We start from the raw sequence: 15,592 nt of genomic DNA, 5'->3' as shown, positions 1-15,592 counted from the left end.
AAGCGGGCTTTTTTGATTATCAATAACAGCTGCTGTTACGTTTGCTATTACTTATGATATTGCGCACTTAGCTCATGTACTGCATTAATAAATACACCTGCGTTCTCAGGATCTACATCCGGTGTAATACCGTGGCCTAAGTTAAATACGTGGCCATTACCTGTACCAAAATCTTCTAATATGGTGCCCACTTCTTGGCGGATACGCTCTGGTGTACCATGCAGCATAGATGGGTCCATGTTGCCCTGTAGTGCCACTTTATCGCCAACACGACGCTTTGCATCACTGATATTAATCGTCCAATCAAGGCCGATAGCGTCACAGCCTGTTGCAGCGATTGCTTCAATCCATTGACCACCGTTTTTAGTAAACAGCGTTACAGGCACTTTACGGCCATCGTATTCACGAATTAAACCATCAACAATTTTGTGCATATATTGCAATGAGAACTCGTTGTAATCACGCGGGCTTAATACACCACCCCATGAATCAAATACCATTAATGATTGTGCACCCGCTTTAACTTGCGCGTTTAGGTAATCAATTACAGAATCAGCAAGCTTATCAAGCAATAAGTGCAATGTTTGTGGCTCAGCAAACGCCATTTTTTTAATTTTACCAAATACTTTACTGCTACCGCCTTCAACCATGTAGGTTGCAAGTGTCCATGGCGAGCCAGAGAAACCAATAAGTGGAACTTCACCCTTTAATTCACGACGAATAGTGCTAACGGCATTCATTACGTAGCCTAGCTCGTCGGTCGGGTCTAGCTTTGGAATTTTTTTAACGTCTGCTAATGATGAAATTGGGCGCTCAAATTTAGGACCTTCGCCAGTTTCAAAGTACAAACCTAACCCCATCGCATCAGGGATCGTTAAGATATCGCTGAATAATATAGCCGCATCTAACGGATAACGACGCAGTGGCTGTAACGTTACTTCGCAAGCAAGTTCTGCATTTCTACACAGGCTCATAAAATCGCCCGCTTGTGCACGTGTAGCGCGGTATTCTGGTAAATAACGCCCTGCTTGGCGCATCATCCATACCGGAGTTACATCAACTGGTTGCTTTTGTAGTGCACGTAAATAACGGTCGTTTTTTAATTCGCTCATAGCGTTAAGGATCCTAAAGCTTGTAGATATTGCGCAGATTGTATCACCATATTGAGCGGCTCTCTATCGCAATGATAGTAAAACGCACTCAGATAGATACAGATCAACACTTTTATTCGGCGCGCAAAAAACACGCAACAAACAATAACATTTAATTATTTTTATTAATAAGTTTGCAACATCAATAAAAGCTTGGTATAACTTGTTCCGCGTTAACAATAACAACAATAAAAATTACATAAAAACAATAATAAAAATCTTCCCATAATAAAAAGAAAGCTTGTTTAAACAAGTCATGGAAAAAAGAATTAAACCACCATTTATGGTGGTTTTTTCTTGCCTGAAATAAGCCAAATAGCTTGCAATCTAGTATGAAAAACTGCTTATATACAATTCTGTTTAGATTTAGTTACTGAATAAATAAAAAATGTGTTGATTTTTGCTTCATATTTCATTGTTATGTAAAGAATAAAGAAAACCAACCCAGCTAAGGAGAATGATAATGCTGACGCGTTTAGAGAAAGCTCAAAAAAAATGGGGTGGTAGTCACACTGTTATCGATAAATGGCTAGCTGAACGCCAAGAGCTACTGGTTCTGTATTGTCGAATTGCTGGCTTTTCACCTTACGATAAAAAAGATCAGGCTTTGCCAGATCAATTACAAATTCAAAGCTTTTGCCAAATTCTGATGGACTACTTGTCTGCTGGTCATTTTGAAATTTACGATAACATCGCCAAAGCATGTGAACAAAAAGGCCCAAAAAGCCAACAGCTAGCGAGTGAACTTTACCCGCGTATTTCAGAAACAACAGATACGGCGCTAGACTTTAACGATAAATATGCTGAAGTGAATAAAAATGATCTACTAAATGATTTTGATAAAGACTTGTCAAAATTAGGCGAAGCGTTAGAGCTACGCTTTGAGTTAGAAGATGAACTAATCGATAACTTATATTCTAATCATACTGATTAACATACCCAGTTTAATCGCAATAAAAAAGGGACCAATTGGTCCCTTTTTTATTGCGTGCTAAAAATTACTCAGCAGCGGCAGCTTGCTCTTCATCTTGAATTTCAAGTAGTTCTACTTCAAAAACAAGTGTTGAGTTAGCTGGGATTTTACCTAGGTCACGATCGCCATATGCAAGGTCAGCTGGGATAGTAAATTTGTACTTAGCGCCTACTGGCATAAGTTGCAAACCTTCAGTCCAACCTGGAATTACGCGATTTAGAGGGAACGTAGTTGGTTCATTACGTGAATAAGAACTATCAAACTCAGTACCGTCTAATAAAGTACCTTTGTAATGCACTTTAACAACATCTGTTGCAACTGGCTTTTCGCCTTCGCCGGCTGTTAGTACTTCGTACTGTAAACCAGACTCAGTAACTGTCACACCAGCTTTCGCTGCATTGTCAGCTAAGAATTTAATGCCTGCCGCTTGGCTCTTTTCAGCTTCTACTTTCGCATGAGCTTCTTGCTTAGTACGTACTGATGTATCTAGCGCAGTTAATACTTCACGAATTTTTTCTTCGTCAATTTTTGCTTCACCAGCAAGCGCGTCTTTAAAGCCGCGAATTAATAGTGCTTGATCAAGCTCAATGCCTAACTCAGTTTTATCAGCAAGATCTTTATTTAAAAAGTTACCAACTGACGCACCAATACCGTATGCTTGTTGTTGTGCTTCTGTATCAAGCGTTACTGGTGCTTGTTCTTGTTTTGCTTCTTGATTACAAGCAGTAAGCGCTAAAACTGACGCTGCAATCAATGACAATTTAATCGTCTTTTTCATTTTAAATCTCCGACAAACTTTGCAGATGTCATTTATTGTATTATTACTAGTTAAAGATTAACGGCCTACATGATAGGCTGCTTATCTAATTACCATACGCAGACCACCTGTCATCATATTGGTGATTAGATAAACTGCCTAGGCTTTTAACGTACCTAGTCTAACCTCTCAATCACTAAGAGTTAAGGGGAAATACCTGTAATATGTCGATATTTCGTACTTTTTTGTATCTTCTGAGTTGTATTTTATTAATCGCTTGCTCAGAGCAAAAAAACCAAGCAACGGCCAGCTACGAGCATGCCGCTAAAGGTGCGTTTGCCTCTGCCATTTCTCACGATGGTACATATAGCCTGATTTCATCTATACACCATGGGGTCGCCCTATGGGATAATCAACAGCAGGTACTCAAATACCAGTGGTTTCAACAGCAGGACCAAGATAGCCTAGTGCATACAGTGGCTATTTCATACGATAATAGCCACGCTGTTACCGCAGAAAAAACCACCTTCGCAGTGTGGGATATCGCCACTGGCGCCAATACCGGTTATTACAAAATCAAAACGGCCACCATTCGCGATATTGCTATCAGCAACCAAGGGCGCAGTGTTTTATATGGCCGCAGCGACAATGTTGTTGTTTACCTCAACTTAGAGACCGGCAGGCGCATTGAGTTCCTTGGTCACCAAGAAAAAATTAATGTGGTTGATCTTGCTCCTAATGGCCGTTTTGCGTTGAGTGGCTCGAATGATTACGTTGCCTATTTTTGGGATACCCGTACCGGGCAAGTTATTCATCGTTTTAATCACCCCAACCGTGTTACCCATGTCACACTCGATCCGCAAGGGCGCTATGCATTTACCGCCGACAGTATGGCACAAGCACGTGTATGGCAGCTGACAACAGGTGATCTTGTTAGTAAACTGGCGTATATTGCTCGACAGAAAATTTTCACTACAGCTCGCTTTAATGAACAAGGCACACTGCTGGTAACAGGCTCGCCAAATCGCTTGGTTGATTTATGGCAATTATCAGACGGTGAAAAAATTCAGAGTTGGCATGTAACCCCACGCGAAGGCAGTAAACCTAAGTCGGCGGTGGTTTTGGATGTTGCTTTTACTGACAACGGCACGGCGTTGTTAACCGAGAGTTCAAGCGGAATCGCTGAGCGTTTTACTATACGAGAACAAAATGAACACAATTGAACATCGCTTAATGGAACTTGAGGCTAAAGTCGCCTTTCAAGATGAAACGATTGAAATTTTAAATGATGAAATAAAAGTTCACCAGCAGCTATTGGCAAAAATGAAACGCCAAACAGAGCTACTGGCTGAAAAAATCAAAGAATCACAATCATCGTCAATGATGATGTCTGATACCCCAGAGCCACCACCACCGCACTATTAAAAGCGCTGAGGTGATCAATCACCTGGCTTAAACACGCCAATAACTTGTTCAAATTGGCGTGTTGATGCCTGAACTGCCTGCTCTGGCTGAGTCATCTTGTGACCACACTGCACACACTCAACTTTTTCTACATCATGCTCTTTATAAAGCATCATCATATCCATGGTTTTACATTCAGGACATGTTGCACCAGCAATAAATCGTTTTTTCTGTTTCACAGCACTTCTCCACAGTTTTAACTGCCATCATTTTATCCTAATATCTACCGAGGTGATACGATTGATAACCATAAGTCGATCCGTGCTATGATATAAGCAATTCAATCAGGGCACAGTAAAGTAACGTATTCATGATCCAAATTTCAGAAATAGAACTATTACGTGGCGGTAAAGCACTGCTCAAAGACGCATCAGCGACGTTATTTCCAGAACATAAAGTTGGCCTAGTTGGCGCAAATGGTTGCGGTAAATCAACGCTATTTAGTTTATTAAAATCTGAGCTGCAGCTTGACGCCGGTAATTGCAGTATTCCAAAAGATTGGTCTATCGCATCAGTAAAACAAGAAACACCTGCGCTTGATATCAGCGCAATTGACTATGTATTACAAGGCCACCCAGAGTATTACACCTTGCGCATTGCCCTGCGTGAAGCAGAACAAAATGATGATGGTGATACCCAAGCCAAAGTTCATATCCAACTTGAACATATTAAAGGCTATAGCATCGAAGCCAAAGCAGGCGAACTACTGCATGGCTTAGGCTTTGCCAATAACCAGATTGAAAACCCTGTTAGTGACTTCTCTGGTGGTTGGCGTATGCGCTTAAACCTTGCACAGGCGCTTATTCGTGATGCCGACTTATTACTACTAGATGAACCAACAAACCACTTAGATTTAGATGCAGTGTATTGGCTGGAGCGCTTTTTACGCGCGTATACCGGCACGCTGGTATTGATATCACATGACCGCGAATTTTTAGATGCTGTCGTTGATCAGATTTGGCATATCGACAAACAAAAAATCAATGTATACAAAGGCAACTACTCGCAGTTTGAGCGTCAAAAAGCTGAACGCCTATTACAACAGCAAGCAATGTTCGAAAAGCAACAAGATCAAATAGCTCACCTTGAACAATTTATTACCCGCTTTAAAGCAAAGGCCAGTAAAGCCAAGCAAGCGCAGAGCCGTGTTAAAGCCCTTGAGCGTATGGAAAAGCTCGCCCCAGCACATGCTGACTCGCCTTTTGATTTTGAGTTTGCTGAACCAACCGCGCTACCAAACCCATTAATGACGCTTGATAAAGCCCAAGCAGGTTATGGCGATGTCACCATTTTAAATAGTATTAAGCTTAACTTAGTACCGGGCAGTCGCATTGCCCTACTTGGCCGTAATGGCGCGGGTAAATCTACACTGATCAAATTACTCTCTGGCGATTTACAGCCACAAGCTGGTGAAGTGTTTCAGCATCAGGGTTTAAATATTGGCTACTTTGCCCAGCATCAGTTGGAATCGTTAGATCTAAAAGCCAGCGCAATTACCCATTTACAGCGCTTAAACCCTAAAGCCACCGAGCAATCACTGCGTGACTTTTTAGGCGGTTTTGCTTTTATTGGTGATAAAGCGCTTGAGCCTGTAGCACCGTTTTCTGGTGGCGAAAAAGCCCGTTTAGTACTCGCTATGTTGGTGTATCAAAAACCTAATCTATTATTACTGGATGAGCCAACCAACCACCTTGATTTAGAAATGCGTCATGCATTGGTCATGGCATTGCAAGGATTTGAAGGCGCTATGGTGACGGTATCGCATGACCGTCATATGCTTAAAAATACCGCTGACGAGTTTTACCTAGTAGATAACGGCGAAGTAACGCAATTTGGTTACGAACTCGATGACTATTACCAATGGTTACTCAATGCCAATAAAGAAGCAGCTAAAGCAACACAACCTGACGATGAGCCAAAAGCCAACTCAGGTGTTAACCGTAAAGAGCAAAAGCGCTTAGAAGCGGAGTTTAGAAAAGCCACGCAGCCACTTAAAAAGCAGATCGAAAAGCTCGAAAAGCAACTCGACAAATACACCGCAGAACTCGCTGAAGTTGAAGAAGCACTCGGCGATAACGAACTTTACAGTGATGACAATAAGGCGAAGCTAAAAGAGCTACTAGCTAAACAAGCCACCCTTACACCTAAGTTAAACGACGTTGAAGAAGCGCTATTAATGGCGCTCGAAGAAATGGAAGAAAAAGAACAAGCGTTTGCCGATGAACTTGCTTAACAGCGATGACTTTTGGCAATTTGCATGTGGCCTTTATAGCAAAGGTGACAACCAACAAACTTTGCTGGCACTACAAAACCAGCAAGGTAAAAACGTCAACCTGTGTTTATTGCTGTATTATTTAGATTCGCTAGGATTAAAAATTAATAGCAACCAACTCGATATTTTAGTGGCCACCATTAGCGATTTTGATCAAAACGTAATGTACCCGCTGCGCACCGCCCGCGCCCACCTAAAAGCGAATCAAGCCACCATCAGCGGCTACGCTTGTATTCGCAAAGAACTACTCAGCGCCGAACTAAAGCTTGAAAAACAACAGCAGCAAATATTGATTGATGCGGTTAATTGCATGGATTTAGCAAAACAGGCAGCGCCGCATAATATTGAGATGTATTTGGCAAACACTTGAGCTTTAAACGTTAATTCCACAGCCAAGTAGAATCATCACCTTGCTTGGTTGTATTCAGGAAACTTTAAAAATTGATAAGCAACAGGCTAAACACGACCCAGCTCATGACTACTCTCAATTGCGGTAGGCTTTGCCTTTTGCAGCCTAAAACCCAAAACGGTAATTAATACCAATCTGCATAAATATTTGAACAATTTAACGAATTAAATAGACCCCATATCTATCCAGATTGGTATAAAACGTTCTATGATTTTTTTATCACTCTCTCATGAGTTAATTAACTGTACGATGAATGTTTTTAGTGTGTATATTGAACAGCTTAAAAACCGTATATTAAAAACTAAAAGGATTACTTATGAAGTATAAAAAAACAATTCCCTTCATACTGCTAGCACTTATCATCAACTTTAATGCTTTTTGCAACGAGATCACTAAAACTCCTTTTATACTTGGTGACACACTATCATTTCAATCTTCCATTTTAGGCCAAAAAAGAGAGATAAATGTTTATCTACCAGAAGGCTATAAACATAATGGCGAACAAACTTACCCTGTCATTTACTTGTTAGATGGCTCAAAAGAAGAAGACTTTATACATATTGCTGGTTTGGTTCAATTTGGCTCATTTTCTTCGCTAAAAATGTTGCCAAAAAGTATTGTTGTAGGCATAGCCAATATTGATAGAAAGCATGATTACACTCCACAAAGCACACACCCTTTAGACATACGCGATCTACCAACTCATGGTGGCTCTGCAAAATTTATTCAATTCATAGGAAAAGAATTACAGCCATTAGTGAATAAAACCTATCGTAGCAACCAAGAAAACACGTTAATTGGCCAATCTTTAGGCGGGCTACTCGCGACTGAAATACTACTAAAGCACCCTCAACTTTTTTCGCGCTATATAATTATCAGTCCAAGCATGTGGTTTAACGACGCAAAATTATTAAATAACCCCGTAAGCCCTACTCATTCACCCAAAGCTGTTTATGTGGCGGTAGGTAAAGAAGGTAAGGTTATGGAAGAAGGTGCCAAACAAGTTTACAACAAATTAAAAAAAGAGCTTCCTACGTCTTCGCAAGTTAACTTCACCTACTTTGAACAACTTGATTATAACGAGACTTTACACCTTGCTGTTTACGATGCATTTAAGCAGTTTTATATGGAGCAGTAAAAGTATCATAAGAAATACTTTAACTTAGGCGAAATTAGCAAGCAGAGCGCTTACCAAAACCCGAGTGAGCAGTGGTTGTTGTAGTGCCCGTATCGTCACAACTCAATGGCAAGTATACCCAAGCCACCTCAAGATGCGAGTTTCAGTTGGAATTAAAAGCGATTTAGGCAAGGCATTGATTGCAAGTAATAGTGGTTCTATTGTTAAAATCAATAACGCAGTATAAATCGCTTTTAAACCAACCCGTTGGGCGTTTCACAGGCACTTACTCTCATCGTTGTTACTTCTTAAAAGGGATTGCCATTCTTGCTAAGTAACGCCTTGATATTAAGCCCCTGTGAAACGCTGAATTCTGCATCTTGAGGTGGCTTGGGTATAAATGTCTCTGCATTAATTTTTGATTTAGCGACGTGCCGCCTTAATTAATTTATACACTTAACCTTTGCGCAAATAATGTTTGAATAAACTCTAAAAATGCGCGTACTTTAGGGATATCTAAACGATGCTTTGGGTAGAGGGCAAATATATCAACAGTCTCCATCCCCCAATTAGGGAGTACTGAAACCAACTCAGACTTTATTAACGCTTCTTGGCACATATAATCAGGTAGTACAGCCACACCTAAACCATCAATAACGAGTTGCTTTAATAATGTGAAATCATCAACGATGGCTTTAGGCTCTAATTTACATTCATAATGCTGCTTATCAGCAGACAACGTCAACTTAGTACTATTTTGCGCGCTGTTCATCAATAGGAAATCACATTCACTTAACTGCTGTACTGACTTAATATCACCCTGCGATTGTAAATACTGCGGGCTTGAATATAGTTTACGACTGATTTTACCCAAACGTTTTGCAACCAAGCGGGAGTCATCTAAATCCCCGATTCTGATCACGAGATCAAACCCTTCTTCAATTAAATCTACGCGACGGTTTATTAATTCCAGCTGTAAATTTACGTTAGGATACAGTTGTATAAACTGCGCTAAGCTCTCTTTTAGTACTTCATGCCCTATTCCTACAGATGCCCCCACTTTTAACTTACCACTGACTGTATCAAGTGATTTTGCCACTGACACTTTAGCAAGCTCAAGCTCCTGCTGAATACGTCGGCAATGTTCTAAATAACGCATACCCACTTCTGTAATGTGCTGTGTGCGTGTTGTACGCTCTAATAAGGTAACCCCTAAATTACTTTCTAGCCTTGCTATTTTACGGCTCAAGTTGGCTTTAGGAATATTGACTCGCTCGGCGGCTAACGTAAAGCTACCAGCATCTATTACAGCTATAAATAGCATCATGTCGTTTAAATCAATGTCAGACACTTAAACACCTATTGTTGTTGAATTTGAAAAAGCAATTTGCATTTCTACATATTTATCAAACAATCATATCTCTCTAAAATGATTACATCAACTCAACGCACCAGTAAGGTATTAAGTATGAAAGTATTATCTAGAGATTCATTAAAGTTAGGCGGCTTTGCAGGCATTACAGAGCATCGCTTAGTGACCGATAGCAGGGTTTTTGGGGCGCGTAAAAAACCAGAAACTTTCGAAGGCTTTGGTAACATGGTGTACCTTGCTGATGCTCGATACAATCCATTAGGCAGCTCTGGTATGCACCCACATAGTGAAATCGATGTTATTTCAATTATTATTGAAGGCAGAGTGAGCCATGAAGGATCGATGGAACACGGTAAAGATTTAATAGCAGGTGATGTGCAAGTACAAAGAGCCGGTGGTGAAGGCTTTAACCACAACGAAATCAACCCTGACAACAAACAAAACCGCATGCTACAGGTATGGGCCTTACCGGAGCAAAACGGCCAACCAGCCGACTACAAAGCATACACCCCCAGCAAATCAGGCGTCACCCGTATTTATGGCGGTGATAACAACCAACATACTACTTTTAACAGTCATACGGTTATGGAAATAGTGCATTTACAAGCAAGTGAATCAATGCAAATCGCACAAGAAAACTTTGCTTATATTATTTCAGGCGCTGCTGTTGCTGATAACTTAACAATCGGTACGGATGCAGAAACTACATCCCTAAACGAGGGTGACTTAATCTCAAGCCAAGGTATTCACTTCTTAGCTAAAACAGATTTACACATGCTGGTTGTTAAAAAGCTTACAGACTAAGTTAAACATAAATGACGACCCACACGATGAATACCTGAGCTTAAAAGTTAATGTAGGTCGCGGATTTATCCCGACAATTTTTATAAGCACACTTAGATTGATCTAACTTTTTGTTATTTTAAAAACCAGCAGTGTAAAGGCCCTTAGCTACTTTTTTAATGCGTTAACAGCCTTCAAAACATGATCCATATCAACTTATTTACCGCTGTTTTTATAATCAGGAAAATAGCTTGATCTGGATCATATCAACCCCCGCTAAGTCGGCCTATGATTAACCCATAGACATCAGGAGGCAGGTTATGGACGTATTCTTTAGAGATTTTTTTAGCGACCCAGTACTATTTTTATCATTTGGTTTTTTAGGAATAGTTATTAGCTTATGCCTTTTCTTTGTGTATTTCTTTATGAAAAAAATACACGATGCAGATATTCCAGAACAGCATTAAGCACGACGCACAAAGCCCCTATCAAGTTATTTGATTAGGGGCTTTTTATTGCTAAAAATTTGTTACACTAGCGATTCAATTAGCTAAACAGTTTTAAATTATGTCTACAGAATTCAAGCCTGCTTGGTGGATGACCAACCGCCATGTGCAAACAATTATGCCGCGGTTTTTTCGCCCATTTCATACCACGCGCTACCAATTAGAGCAGCTTGATACTCCCGACGGTGATTTTTTAGAGCTTGCTTGGTCACTTCCTAAAGACGATAACGCACCACTTGCTATTGTGCTGCACGGCCTCGAAGGCAATATCAATAGCTTTTATGCTAAAGGTATGATGAAAGCACTAAAAAAGCAGGGTTTTAGTGTTGTCTTAATGCATTTTCGTAACTGCTCTACGCAAGTTAACCGTTTGCCACGTGCTTATCACAGTGGTGAAACAGGTGATCTCGACTTTTTTATCAAACAACTTAAACAACAGTTTCCTCAGCGTTTAATGGTTGCTGTGGGTTTTTCGCTCGGTGGCAATGTACTGGCTAAATATTTAGGCGAACAAGGTGAGCAATGCTTACTCGATGGAGCGGCGGTTATTTCGGCCCCTTATGATTTATCGCCTTCATGCCAAGTAATTCGTAAAAGCTTGGCTAAAATTTATCAAAAGTACTTACTTGATCGCATGAAAAAATCAATGAAGCGAAAGCTCCCTCAAATCAAGCAACAAATTAACTTAACGCCTGAACAACTTATGGGTATTAACGATTTATGGCAATTTGACGATAAGCTTACCGCACCATTACACGGTTTTGTGGGTGCTGAAGATTACTACCAGCAAGCTAGCGCCATGCCTTTTTTAAAACATATAACAACGCCTACCTTACTTGTACACGCCAAAGACGACCCAATGTTGTCAATAAAAGCCGTGCCCAGTAGGCAAGATGTGAGTGAGCATGTTACGCTGCGCATCTCAGAAAAAGGCGGCCATGTTGGCTTTATAAGTGGTAAAAACCCATTCAGGCCCATTTATTGGTTAGAACAGGTCGTGCCACACTACTTTACCCAGATCGTTAAAAAAGAGCCGTTATGATCATCCCCCATGAGCAGTTAGATAAAGACACCCTATACAATTTAATCGAGAGCTATGTGCTGCGCGAAGGCACCGATTACGGTGATGTTGAATACAGTATTGAGGCAAAAGTTAGTCAGGTAAAAAAACAGCTACACAATGGCGAGGCTATGGTGTTCTTTTCAGAGTTACATGAGTCGGTGACCATTATTTCTAAAGGCGAATTTAAAGCCCTTCAAAGTGAAGTGCAATTTAGCGAGTAAACTTGTAACCAGAGTTACAAAAATAGACAATGGCTTTTTCACTCAAAGAGCCATTAAAAATGATAAAACTAAGCTCAGTAGTTATTGCCGTTTCACTTGCTTTGTCCTGCCATACCCTACAAGCTACAAGTATTACCGCATCCGACAAGGCAATTAAACTCGCTACAGATACAATATTGATCGATACCCATATTGACGTACCGTATCGTATACACCGAAATTGGGCCGATGTAACACAAGCGACTGACGGCGGTGATTTTGATTACCCACGTGCAGTTAAAGGCGGTTTAAATGCCCCTTTTATGTCGATATATATTCCTGCTCATTTAGAGTTTGAAGGCAAAGGTAAAAGCTACCAACTGGCAAACCAGTTAATTGATGGTATGGAAGCAATTGCACAGCGTGCACCTGATAGATTTGCAATTGCAGATTCGACCACAGATATTAAAGAACACTTTAAGCAAGGTAAAATATCGCTGGCGATGGGCATGGAAAATGGCTCTCCGATTGAAGGTGAGCTAAAAAACCTACAACACTTTTTTGACCGCGGCGTGCGCTATATAACGCTAGCTCATTCACAAAGCAATCATATTTCTGACTCGTCGTATGATATTCGCCGTAAATGGAAAGGCTTAAGCCCATTTGGTAAAGAGTTAGTAAAAGAGATGAATAACATTGGCATGCTAATCGATGTATCACACATTTCAGATGATGCGTTTTATCAAGTAATGGCATTATCTAAAACACCGGTTATTGCTTCACACTCATCATTGCGTAAATATACACCAGGTTTTGAGCGTAATATGGATGATAAAATGCTATTAGCGCTTAAAAAGAATGGTGGTGTTATTCAAATCAACTTTGGCTCAAGTTTTGTCACTTCAAGCTCACGTAATTGGTACGATCAACTCAATAACACCAAAGATTCAGCGAAAAAACAAGGCACTAAATTAAGCAAAGATTTTGATGCCGCTTATCGTGCTAAAAACCCATTCCCATTTGCAAGCTTAGAGCAAGTACTTGATCATATTGATCACGTTGTTGAGCTAATTGGTATCGATTATGTTGGTATTGGCTCTGATTATGACGGTGTGGGTGACTCATTACCTATTGGTTTAAAGGATGTATCAACCTATCCAAACCTTGTGCAAGGTTTAATGAATAGAGGTTACAGCGATACTGATATTAAAAAAATACTTAGTGGCAACACGCTACGAGTTTGGCAACAAGCCGAAGCCTATGCAGCAAAACATTAAGCGTTAATTTAATAAAGGTACGCCCATAGTTTATGGGCGTACCTTTACGCTAATCATCTATTTAAAACTATTTGCAACTCTCTTTCAGGGCTTTTTCTCTACATCTTTTAACAGACTTTAATACCCAAAAGCGGTAGATTATTGCTTTTTAATATGGAGTCTCCTACATGCCAATTAGTAAAGGATCTTTTGCTATTGCCCTTGCTTCAATTGCTGTTGCAATCTCATGTTATGGTGCATTTTTCAAATCAGCCCCCCTTGTTGCTCACCAGTTTGATACCGAAATTTTACAAAAATCAGTAAAAGACTTACCAAAAAATAGCCACGATAGTCCGCCTTCTATTACAGAACTTCACAACAAGATAAGCGCTTTACAGCGACAAGTAGCAAACTTGAATTTACAAAACCCTACAGCTAACAAAGTACAAAATACGGATGAATTTAAAGAGTTAGTATTAGCCGTGTTAGTAGAGAAAGAGCAAGAAGAAGTAGAAAAAATGCGCGAAGAAAACCCGTTATACGGTTTTTATGCAGACTTGCCACAAGATTATGAGCTGCGTATCAAATCAGAGCCTGAATATGCCAAAAAGGTTACTGCGCAATTGCGGGAACAAATTCTTAACCCTAATCTTGCCGATATTGATAGGCTGGCAGCATTAAGCCAACTACAAATGAATATGTATATTTTGAATAAATCAAAAATGCCTGAATATGATTTTGAAGTAGTCGATAACATTTTAGATTTGGCTGAAAATAGTACTGATGATAAGTTTAAAATTCAAGCGATAGAAGTGACCACTCAATCACCTGTACTTGACTATCGCCTCGCAGAGCGTTTTACCTCGTTATTAAAACAAGACTCTAATGACTATATACGCCGCTTAGCTGGTCAGGGGCTGCTGGCACAGTATTACCAAGCCCAAGATTCGCAAAATGAATATAGTAAACAGATTGCCCAACACATCCTATCACTCTATCAAAATACATCTGATAGTACTGTGAAGTCAGTATTAAACGATATGATGGGCAATGAGAGCTTACTAGAAGAAATGCGAAAACACACTGAGGGCTAATTATTTAAAGGCTTGAGCTGTTAGATATAAAAAATTCATACTTGTATTTATCAAGGATCACTGGGCTTTGCCTATACTTGTCTATATAAGCCCATAAATAAGCTATCAACATAACGTAATATGCGCACGATTAAAATTAAAAGTGGTATTACTATTAGCTACCAAGACCAAGGAGATAAATCAGCCCCCGCGATTATACTTATTATGGGCTTAGGGGCGCAGCTCATCGTGTGGCCTGAAGAACTCTATTTTGGCTTGGTTAATAGTGGCTTTAGAGTGATCAGGTTTGATAATCGCGATACTGGCCTTTCGAGCCAATTAGAACAGTATGGCGATCCGAGCTTACTAAAAATTTGGTTAAGTAAACGTCTGCCACTGACATCCAGCAATATGTATACTCTTGATGATATGGCAACTGATGTGATTGAGTTAATGGATGCACTGAACATAAAAAAAGCCCATCTAGTTGGCGCATCTATGGGGGGCATGATTGCACAAATTATTGCCGCAAAATATAAAAAAAAGGTCCTGAGCCTAACCTCAATCATGTCTAGCTCTGGCAAACTGAAACTATCATTATCTGGGCTAAAATTATTTCTACAACTAGTAAAACATCGCCCTAGGTCCCCTAACCGCAATAGCGCCATTCAGTATAATATTAAACTTAATCAACGAATCGGCAGTCCCGCTTATCCCCAAGATGAGCAAGTATTACGCAAACAAGCCATTTCAGGGGTAGATCGTGCGTATAACCCTCGGGGTTTCAATCGCCAATTAGCAGCCATTGCCGCAAGTGATTGCAGGCAACATTTAATGCCGAAAATAAAAGCGCCTACTTTAGTCATTCACGGCAATGTAGACCCAGTTATGCCCGTTGCCGCGGGTAAATTAACCGCGATGCAAATACGTAAAGCGAAACTAAAAATAGTCACAGGCATGGGTCATAATTTCCCACCTGCATTAATGGCAAAAATGACCAAGTGGATCAGTAAACACGTTAAAAAAGCAGAGAAAAAACGCACCCAGAAAAAGTTAAAGAACAAGCCATAAGCTATCAGCTATCAGCTATCAGCTATCAGCTATCAGCTATCAGCTATCAGCTATCAGCTATCAGCTATCAGCTATCAGCTATCAGCTATCAGCTATCAGCTATCAGCTATCAGCTATCAGCTATC

The 15,592-nt window shown here is 40.2% G+C and carries 16 protein-coding genes; 12 read left to right on the top strand and 4 right to left on the bottom strand.

Annotated features, from left to right (window positions below; all coding sequences use genetic code 11):
- Positions 1-47 precede the first annotated feature (47 nt).
- The gene (gene hemE / locus HH219_RS17920) at positions 48-1,112 is read right to left on the bottom strand and encodes a uroporphyrinogen decarboxylase (RefSeq protein ID WP_054206069.1); all 1,065 of its coding nucleotides are present in this window, start codon (positions 1,110-1,112) and stop codon (positions 48-50) included.
- Positions 1,113-1,614: 502 nt separating this feature from the next.
- On the opposite strand from hemE, the gene HH219_RS17915 reads away from it, so the two are divergent.
- Positions 1,615-2,085, top strand: coding sequence for an Rsd/AlgQ family anti-sigma factor (locus HH219_RS17915; RefSeq protein WP_054206068.1), 471 nt, complete (start codon positions 1,615-1,617; stop codon positions 2,083-2,085).
- A gap of 64 nt (positions 2,086-2,149) precedes the next feature.
- Here the strand turns inward: HH219_RS17915 and fkpA are convergent, their stop codons facing one another.
- A complete protein-coding gene (gene fkpA, locus HH219_RS17910) occupies positions 2,150-2,902 on the bottom strand; it encodes an FKBP-type peptidyl-prolyl cis-trans isomerase (protein WP_054206067.1) in 753 nt (250 codons plus the stop codon).
- Positions 2,903-3,105: 203 nt separating this feature from the next.
- On the opposite strand from fkpA, the gene HH219_RS17905 reads away from it, so the two are divergent.
- Positions 3,106-4,104 (top strand): hypothetical protein, encoded by a 999-nt coding sequence (locus HH219_RS17905; protein ID WP_054206066.1) that lies wholly within the window; start codon positions 3,106-3,108, stop codon positions 4,102-4,104.
- On the top strand, positions 4,091-4,306 hold the full coding sequence (locus tag HH219_RS17900) for a SlyX family protein (protein WP_054206065.1): 216 nt from the start codon (positions 4,091-4,093) through the stop codon (positions 4,304-4,306). Before HH219_RS17905 ends, HH219_RS17900 begins: the two co-directional genes overlap by 14 nt.
- A 14-nt stretch (positions 4,307-4,320) precedes the next feature.
- Here the strand turns inward: HH219_RS17900 and HH219_RS17895 are convergent, their stop codons facing one another.
- The gene (locus HH219_RS17895; RefSeq protein ID WP_054206064.1) at positions 4,321-4,524 is read right to left on the bottom strand and encodes a YheV family putative zinc ribbon protein; all 204 of its coding nucleotides are present in this window, start codon (positions 4,522-4,524) and stop codon (positions 4,321-4,323) included.
- Between the two features lie 131 nt (positions 4,525-4,655).
- On the opposite strand from HH219_RS17895, the gene HH219_RS17890 reads away from it, so the two are divergent.
- The 3 genes from HH219_RS17890 (at position 4,656) to HH219_RS17880 (ending at position 8,164) form a co-directional block, all read left to right on the top strand.
- The gene (locus HH219_RS17890) at positions 4,656-6,578 is read left to right on the top strand and encodes an ATP-binding cassette domain-containing protein (RefSeq protein WP_169328226.1); all 1,923 of its coding nucleotides are present in this window, start codon (positions 4,656-4,658) and stop codon (positions 6,576-6,578) included.
- Positions 6,565-6,987 carry a TIGR02444 family protein gene (locus HH219_RS17885; protein WP_169328225.1) on the top strand — a complete coding sequence of 141 codons (423 nt, stop codon included), beginning with the start codon at positions 6,565-6,567 and terminating at the stop codon, positions 6,985-6,987. Before HH219_RS17890 ends, HH219_RS17885 begins: the two co-directional genes overlap by 14 nt.
- A 355-nt stretch (positions 6,988-7,342) precedes the next feature.
- Positions 7,343-8,164, top strand: a complete 822-nt coding sequence (locus HH219_RS17880; RefSeq protein ID WP_064435853.1) for an alpha/beta hydrolase-fold protein — start codon at positions 7,343-7,345, stop codon at positions 8,162-8,164.
- A gap of 427 nt (positions 8,165-8,591) precedes the next feature.
- Here HH219_RS17880 and HH219_RS17875 read toward each other — a convergent pair whose 3' ends face one another.
- A complete protein-coding gene (locus HH219_RS17875; protein WP_349251628.1) occupies positions 8,592-9,494 on the bottom strand; it encodes a LysR family transcriptional regulator in 903 nt (300 codons plus the stop codon).
- A gap of 117 nt (positions 9,495-9,611) precedes the next feature.
- Between HH219_RS17875 and HH219_RS17870 the strand changes: the two genes are divergently transcribed.
- The 6 genes from HH219_RS17870 (at position 9,612) to HH219_RS17845 (ending at position 15,467) form a co-directional block, all read left to right on the top strand.
- On the top strand, positions 9,612-10,319 hold the full coding sequence (locus HH219_RS17870; RefSeq protein ID WP_169328224.1) for a pirin family protein: 708 nt from the start codon (positions 9,612-9,614) through the stop codon (positions 10,317-10,319).
- Positions 10,320-10,865: 546 nt separating this feature from the next.
- Entirely contained in the window at positions 10,866-11,846 is a 981-nt protein-coding gene (locus HH219_RS17865) for a hydrolase (protein ID WP_054455378.1), read from the top strand.
- A complete protein-coding gene (locus tag HH219_RS17860) occupies positions 11,843-12,088 on the top strand; it encodes a YheU family protein (protein WP_169328223.1) in 246 nt (81 codons plus the stop codon). Before HH219_RS17865 ends, HH219_RS17860 begins: the two co-directional genes overlap by 4 nt.
- A gap of 59 nt (positions 12,089-12,147) precedes the next feature.
- Positions 12,148-13,344, top strand: coding sequence for a dipeptidase (locus HH219_RS17855; protein WP_169328222.1), 1,197 nt, complete (start codon positions 12,148-12,150; stop codon positions 13,342-13,344).
- A gap of 167 nt (positions 13,345-13,511) precedes the next feature.
- Complete coding sequence (locus HH219_RS17850; protein WP_169328221.1) at positions 13,512-14,417, top strand: hypothetical protein; 906 nt, start codon at positions 13,512-13,514, stop codon at positions 14,415-14,417.
- Between the two features lie 120 nt (positions 14,418-14,537).
- The gene (locus tag HH219_RS17845; protein WP_054206056.1) at positions 14,538-15,467 is read left to right on the top strand and encodes an alpha/beta hydrolase; all 930 of its coding nucleotides are present in this window, start codon (positions 14,538-14,540) and stop codon (positions 15,465-15,467) included.
- The last annotated feature ends 125 nt before the right edge of the window (positions 15,468-15,592 follow it).

Source organism: Pseudoalteromonas sp. NEC-BIFX-2020_015 (assembly GCF_012952265.1).
In the GTDB taxonomy this organism is placed as follows: Bacteria; Pseudomonadota; Gammaproteobacteria; order Enterobacterales; family Alteromonadaceae; genus Pseudoalteromonas; species Pseudoalteromonas neustonica.
Note: the sequence above shows the minus strand (reverse complement) of the source record. Positions and strands in the feature narration are given on the sequence as shown.